This is a genomic window from Phenylobacterium sp., assembly GCF_044236515.1.
Classification (GTDB): Bacteria; Pseudomonadota; Alphaproteobacteria; order Caulobacterales; family Caulobacteraceae; genus Phenylobacterium.
Map to the genome: position 1 here is coordinate 23,058 of NZ_JBIIGK010000022.1, position 6,573 is coordinate 29,630.

Consider the following 6,573-nt stretch of genomic DNA (forward strand, 5'->3'; position numbering starts at 1 on the left):
CCGCGCGCGGGCCGGGAGCCGACGGAATCGCTTTATCCAAATTTCACGGAAGGGTCGCCCGCCGACAAACGCGGCGTCTATCGCGCCCTCCAGTGCATAGGGCCTTCTTCATGTCGCACGCCGGGCGTCGTTGCCGCCAGACCCTGTTCGCCGCCGCTGCCGCCTGCGCCCTCGGGGCCCCGACGCTCGCCGCGGGGCAGGAGGCCAGTGAGCTGGAGGCGATCGTCGTCACCGCTCAGTTGCGCGAGCAGGACCCGGTCGAGGTTCCCATCGCCCTGACCGCCTACACAGGCGAAGCCCTGGAGCGCCTCGGCCTGCAGGAGTTCGAGGAGCTGTCGCTCTACGTCCCCGGCTTCGAGGTGCAGAACCAATCGCCGAACAATCCGGGGTTCGTGATGCGCGGCATCACGTCCGACAGCGGCGAAGCCACCAATGAGCCGCGGGTCTCGGTCTTCCAGGACGGCGTCTCGATCTCGAAGTCCCGCGGCTCTTACGTGGAATTGTTCGATCTCGAACGGGTTGAGATCGCCAAGGGCCCGCAGTCGACGCTTTACGGTCGCGGCGCGCTGATCGGCGCGGTCAATCTGATCCAGAACAAGGCCCGACCCGGCGAATTCGACGGCGCCGGCCGGTTCGAAGCCGGCAACCACGGCTACGCGCTTGGGGAGCTGATGCTGAACGCACCGCTCGGCGACGACGCGGCCCTGCGCCTCGCGGTCCGCGCCAAGGACCGCGACGGCTATGTGGAGAACCTGCTCGGCGGCCGTGACTTCAACGCCACGAAGACCCGCGCCGCCCGCGCCGCCCTTAACTGGACCGGCGAGGCGTTGCGTCTCGACGTCATCGCCAACTACCAGACCGACAAACCGGCCGGCACGGCGTTCCAGTCGCTAGGCTTCCGGCCGACCGACCCGCTGACCGGCCTCGCCCTCGGCGGGTCGGCGTCCGGCGATGGCGCGGCCCTGGCGGCCGGCGACGGCTTCCCGGCCAGCGGGGCCCTCGGTCTCGACCGCGAGGTCTGGGGCGTTACCGGCATCCTGCGCTGGACCCTCTCGCCGAGCCTGACGCTGAACTCGGTGACCGCCCATCGCCAGTTCGACTCGCTGGAGGTGTTCGACGCCGACGGCATTTCCCTTCCCGCCCTGACCGCCGCCGAGGCTGCGAAGGGTGAGCAGTTCAGCCAGGACCTGCGCCTGAACTTCGACGGCGGCGGCCGCTGGCGCGGCTTCGTCGGCCTCTCCTACTTCAAGGAGGACGGCTCGCAAGCCGCCCCGGCCCAGTTCGACGAGCGGGTCCTGCTCGCCCGGCTGACCGGCGTCCTCAACGGCGGGCCGGCGATCCCCGGGCGCGCCGCGAACCTGCCCGCCCCCGCCGGCCTGTTCGGCGCCACCGCCTTTACGGCGCAACTGCTGCAGGGGGTGGCGGGCGCCTCGGGCGTCCTGCTGCCGGCCAACCTCGCGCAGGGCATCGCCGCGAACCTCAAACCGGCGCACCGCGAGCAGACCATCAACCTCGGCGAGACCGAGGCCGTCGACGTCTACGCCGACGTGACCTTCGACCTCACCGACCGGCTCGAGGTCGGCGGCGGGCTTCGCTACAGCCGCAGCGAGAAGACGTCGGCGTTCGGGTCGAGCGTGCTGAACGGCCGCTCGATCCTCGGCGGCTTCATCGGGGCGCTGGCCCAACCGGCGGCCACCCGCACCGCCCTGCTCGGCGCCCTCGCCGTGCCGGGCGCCGCGAACATCCCGACCTCGACCCTCTACCCCGTCCCAATGTTCGGCCTCGGCGCACAGCCGACCCTCGCGAACGGCCAAGTGCTCTCCGACGACCTGGAGGACGAGGGGGTCACCTGGCGCCTGACCGCCCGCTACGCGCTGTCGGGGGACGCCAGCGTCTATGCGAACTATGGCCGTGGCCGGCGGCCGAAGGTGCTGTCGGTCGCCGCGCCGGCTGCGCCCTACGGCGCGCCGCGCTTCGAGGCGCTCGCCGCCGAGACGGTCGACAGCTTCGAGGTCGGCGCCAAGGCCGCGCTGCTCGACCGCCGCCTCAAGCTCGACGGGGCGCTGTTCCACTATACCTACGACAACTTCCAGACGGTGGTGCAGGACGGCACCCTGTTCGTGACCACCAACGCTGGCGAGGCCAAGGCCTACGGTTTCGAGGGCCAGGCGACCTTCGCGGCCAGCGCCGCCTTCGACCTCTTCGCCACCTACGCCTACAACCACAGCCGGTTCGAGGCCGGCGTCCGCGAGGGCAACCGGTTCCGGCTGTCGCCGGACCATACCCTGTCGCTCGGAGCCGCTTGGCGGACGCCGGTCGCGGGCGGGACGCTGGAGGTGCGACCGACGCTCAGCTGGCAGTCCAAAGTGTTCTTCGACGACGACAACGATCGGCCGGACCTGCAGATGCGGCCCCGCGCGCTCGTCGATGACCTCGTCGAGGACGAGCTTCAGGACGCCTACAGCCTGGTCAACCTTCGCGTCGACTGGACCGCGCCCGATGGCCGCTGGAGCATCGGCGCCTTCGCCACCAACCTGCTCGACGAGCGGTACATCAAGGACGCCGGGAACACGGGCGACGCCATTGGCATGCCGACTTTCATCGCCGGCGAGCCGCGGTTCTTCGGCGTCACCTTCGCGGGCCGACGCTAGATGTCGCGGGCGCGCCTCCACCGCCGCGGGCTGATCGGCCTCGGCCTGGCGGGCGGCGCGGGGCTCGCGCGCGACCACACGGTGAAGGTGGATCAAGAGCCCGGTTACGAAACGCTTCACGGTCCCGGCGTCCCCCTCGGAACCGCCGATCGTCGAGGCCTAGTATTTCACCGCCAGGCCCACCGAGACCGTCCTCGGGCGCCATGCGATGCTGCGGAAATCCGGCCAGGTTCTCGAGCGACGGGTGCGCAGCAGCACCTCGGCGTCGTTCAGGAGGTTCTCGACCAGGACGGTCGCTCGCACGCGTCCGAGAGACGTTCCCGCCCGTATCGTCGTGTAGTCGCTGGCCGGCGGTATCGGGATGGCGGGATCATAGGTCCGGGGAATGCGCGGGTCCTGCGTCGCGGTCAGCCCGCGTTGACGGCCGGAATGCTGCCAGTCGATCCGAAGGAAGCTGGGTCTGCCGAAGGCCTGGAAGTCGTAGATCGCCCCGAGCGCCAGGGTCCATGCCGGACCGCCGAGCCAGGTGCCGTCTCGCACGACGACCCGGCCCGCGGACGAGACCTCGTCTGAAAACCGGGCGTCGTTGTAGCCGAAGGCAAGTTCCACTCGCAGGCCGTCCAGCAGGTAAGCCTGGGCTTCGATGTCGACCCCGCGGCTGACCGCCCGGCCGCTGTTGTCGATGAATCGATAGGCGCAGATCGGGACGGTGGTCGCCTGCTGGATCTTGCTCCAGACGATGTAGTAGGCGCTCGACGAAAGCTGCAGCCGGCCATCGAACACGCGGTTCTTTGCGCCTGCTTCGAAGCTGCGGGTATTGTCCGACCTGTAGGTCGACGGCGTGTCGGTCAGGCCGAGCTGAGCCAATCCGTCCTGGCACGGTATCGGCGGGATGTAAGCGTTCGCGCCGCCGATGCGGTAGCCCTTCGCATACTGCAGGTAGAAGAGGTTCCGATCGTCGTGCTGATAGGCGAGCGCGACCTTTGGGGTGAACGGTCTTTCGGTGCTGCGTCCCGAGCCGTTCGACGGTCCGACGTTGATGTAGCCGTCCGCGCGCTGCGAGAAATCGAAACGGTTCAACGAATAGCGGGCGCCGACCGTCAGCGTGAGCTTGCGCCTCAAAGGCCAGTCGATTTGGCCGTACACCGCCAGCTGCTCGTCGATGGTCTTATAGAGGCCGTTGTAGGTGTCGCCGTTCGGCAGCAGAGGACCCAGATCGCCCTTGTTGTCGAGGTAGATGAGATTGAAGTACTCGCGGGCGGTCATGCCGAAAATGGCTTCGGTCGCCCGGTCGATGTGGGGGTCGCGGATGTACTCGAAATTGCTCGCCAGGTTGCGCTGATAGTAGGCGCCCATGACCCAGGTCGGACGGCCTTCGAGTTCGAAACTCTGCAGGCGTAGCTCCTGGACGAAGTTGGTCTGGCGGTTCGTCTGTCGAGCGGTCACGTCGTAGTCGGCGAGCGGCAACTGGACGCCCGCAGCGCTGACCAGCCTGCCTACCCCCGGCCGGAAGTACTCCGGCCGACTGTCGAACACGCTCGTCATGTAGTCGATCGCCGGGTACGCGTACGGGTTCGTCCGCTTGAACAGCGAGGTGTTGGAGGTCGCCCTGAACCCGTCGGTCTCGTAATCGACCCTGATCGAACCCAGGCCCCAGCGATCAACGTCCCGCGCGGTCTGTGAGATCGAGGTCCGGAACACGCCGCGGCCCGGATCGGAATGGAAATCCGAAAAGCCGACCACGCCGTTCGTGGTCCGCTTCTGGGCCATCAACGCGTAGGTCAGCGAGAGCCGCTCGGTCGGAACGTGGAGTATTGCGAGGCGTCCGCCGTAAACCGCGCCGGTGTTGTAGTCGCGATCAGCCAGGGCGTAGTCCCGATAGTCGAGGCGATCGATCCACCCGCCCATCCGCCGGGTGAAGACGCTGGCGCGGACGCCGAGGCGCCCATCGACGAGCGGGCCGCCGGCGATGGCGAACGCTTCCACATCCCGGCCGCCGCCTTCGACCCAGCCGACCCGCGAGTCGGCCTCGGCGGTGTAGACGGTCGTGCTGGGTTGCGCCGTGATATAGCGCACAGCGCCGCCTTGAGCGCCCGCGCCGAACAATGTGCCTTGCGGTCCCCTCAGCACCTCCACCCGTTCCAGGTCGTAGAGCGCCGGGATCGCGCTGCGGGTGCCGATCCCCACGTTCAACATCTGGATCGGCGTCTCGTCGATATAGACGCCCGTGGTCGCCGCTCCGGCGCTGGACGCGATGCCGCGGATGGCGACGGAGTTGGTCTCGGGCAGAAACTGCAAACCGGGGACCGATCGCGGCATGTCGGCGATGGTTCGCAGGCCCTGATCCTCGAGACGCGCCTGGTTGAGGGCGGTTGCGCTGATCGGCACACGGCTCAATGCCTCGGCCCGGCGGGTCGCCGTGACGACGATCTCTTCGATGCCGGTCGCGTCGATCCTCACAGTCGGCTCGAGTGTCCGGCTCCGGGGCGGGCCCGCGGTCGGCGCGCGTGGGCCAGGATCGGAGGCGGATGGAGCGGGCCGCAGCACGATGACGCCGTCGCCGACGCGCGCCTCCAGGTTCGTTCCCGCAAGCAGGCGGCGCAATGCGACCGCGACGTCCAGTTCGCCGCGAACCTCGTTGGTTCGCTTGTTGGCCACCGCAGAAGCCGGCGCGATGATCTGGATCCTCGCCTGACGGGCGAATTCACGGATTCCTGAAGAGGCGGACTGGGCGTTGATATTGAACGGCGCGGCGTGAGCCGCGCCGCTCACGAACCAGGCGGCGGTCGCAACGCCCGCCCAACGGGACTTGCCCGTCACTCGCCGCTCCTCCCCCTTCATTCATGTCCGCCGACCGTCATGGCGGTGGCGGCCGAACCTTATTTCCTTGGCCGTATACGGATGGTCTGGCCCTCGATCAGAACTTCGCCGTCGAACGAAACGGCCGCGGCGCGGGCGAAGCCAGCCGGATCCTTGGCCTCGAACCAGCCGACCACGGTCTCGTGCGCCAGGGCCGGATGGACGACGATCTTCTTCTGATTGTACCGATTGAACTCGTTCGCCGCCGCCTGCAGCGTGTCGCCCGCAAGGCTGACGCTGCCGTTCTCCCAGGCGAGGTTGCGGGCGACGTCCTCCGGGTTCAGGCGCGAGACCTGCAAAGCTCCCGTCTTACTCAACATCGCCCTCGAGCCCGCTCCAAGTCGGGCGACAGCGGACCCGCGGCCATGTCCGCCGACTTCGACAACGCCCTCGGTGACCACCACGTCGATGCGATCCGGGTGACGGCGAACCGAGAAGGCTGTTCCCACTGCGGTGACCCGACCCAGGTCCGTCTCGACCACAAAGGGACGGGCCCGATCCTTAGCGACCTTGAAAAGGCCTTCGCCGCGATCCAGCCTTACAGTCCGGCGCCGCGCTCCCAGGCGCACAGACATGCTGCTGTCGGTGTTCAAGAGGACCGTCGAACCGTCCTCCAACGGCACCTGCCGGATCTCGCCCACGGAGGTCACCGTCTCGCGCGTCACGTCCGGGGCTGACGTCGAGACCCATGCGACGCCCACAGCGCCGAGCACGGCGGCGGCCAGCCCGCCGGCGAGGAGGGCCCGGCGCGCCGACCGCGGCGCGCTGTCATTGGCGCCCTGCGGAGCGGTCCGGCACGCGCGATCGATCAGGTGCATCGCCGCCTCCGCGCGCAAGAACGCGCCGCGTCGGCGCGCATCGCCGGCCAGCCAGACTTGGAACAAGACCTGTTCCTCGTCTGTCAGGCCGCGCTCGACCCTCGCCAGCCAGCGCTCGGCGCTGTCGCTAATCTCGGCGCTTGTCTCGAGCTCTGACACTGTTCAGCCACTTGTCCGGCAGGAAGCCAAAATCATGGGACCTTTCTGACAGGCCGGCGAGGACGGTCCTTATCCCCCTCGCCACC

The 6,573-nt window shown here is 68.5% G+C and carries 3 protein-coding genes; 1 reads left to right on the top strand and 2 read right to left on the bottom strand.

What is annotated here, in order from left to right:
• Positions 1-110 precede the first annotated feature (110 nt).
• Complete coding sequence (locus ACILRF_RS04145; protein ID WP_395671006.1) at positions 111-2,651, top strand: TonB-dependent receptor; 2,541 nt, start codon at positions 111-113, stop codon at positions 2,649-2,651.
• A gap of 159 nt (positions 2,652-2,810) precedes the next feature.
• On the opposite strand, the gene ACILRF_RS04150 is transcribed toward ACILRF_RS04145, so the two are convergent.
• Together ACILRF_RS04150 and ACILRF_RS04155 are read right to left on the bottom strand one after the other, a co-directional pair.
• Positions 2,811-5,471, bottom strand: coding sequence for a TonB-dependent receptor domain-containing protein (locus ACILRF_RS04150; protein WP_395671007.1), 2,661 nt, complete (start codon positions 5,469-5,471; stop codon positions 2,811-2,813).
• A 59-nt stretch (positions 5,472-5,530) separates the two neighbouring features.
• Complete coding sequence (locus ACILRF_RS04155; protein ID WP_395671008.1) at positions 5,531-6,394, bottom strand: FecR family protein; 864 nt, start codon at positions 6,392-6,394, stop codon at positions 5,531-5,533.
• Positions 6,395-6,573 lie beyond the last annotated feature (179 nt).

Excerpts from the sequence above, each read along its gene's own strand:
- ACILRF_RS04145 (WP_395671006.1), top strand. The coding sequence starts at position 111 with ATGTCGCACGCCGGGCGTCGTTGCCGCCAGACCCTGTTCGCCGCCGCT.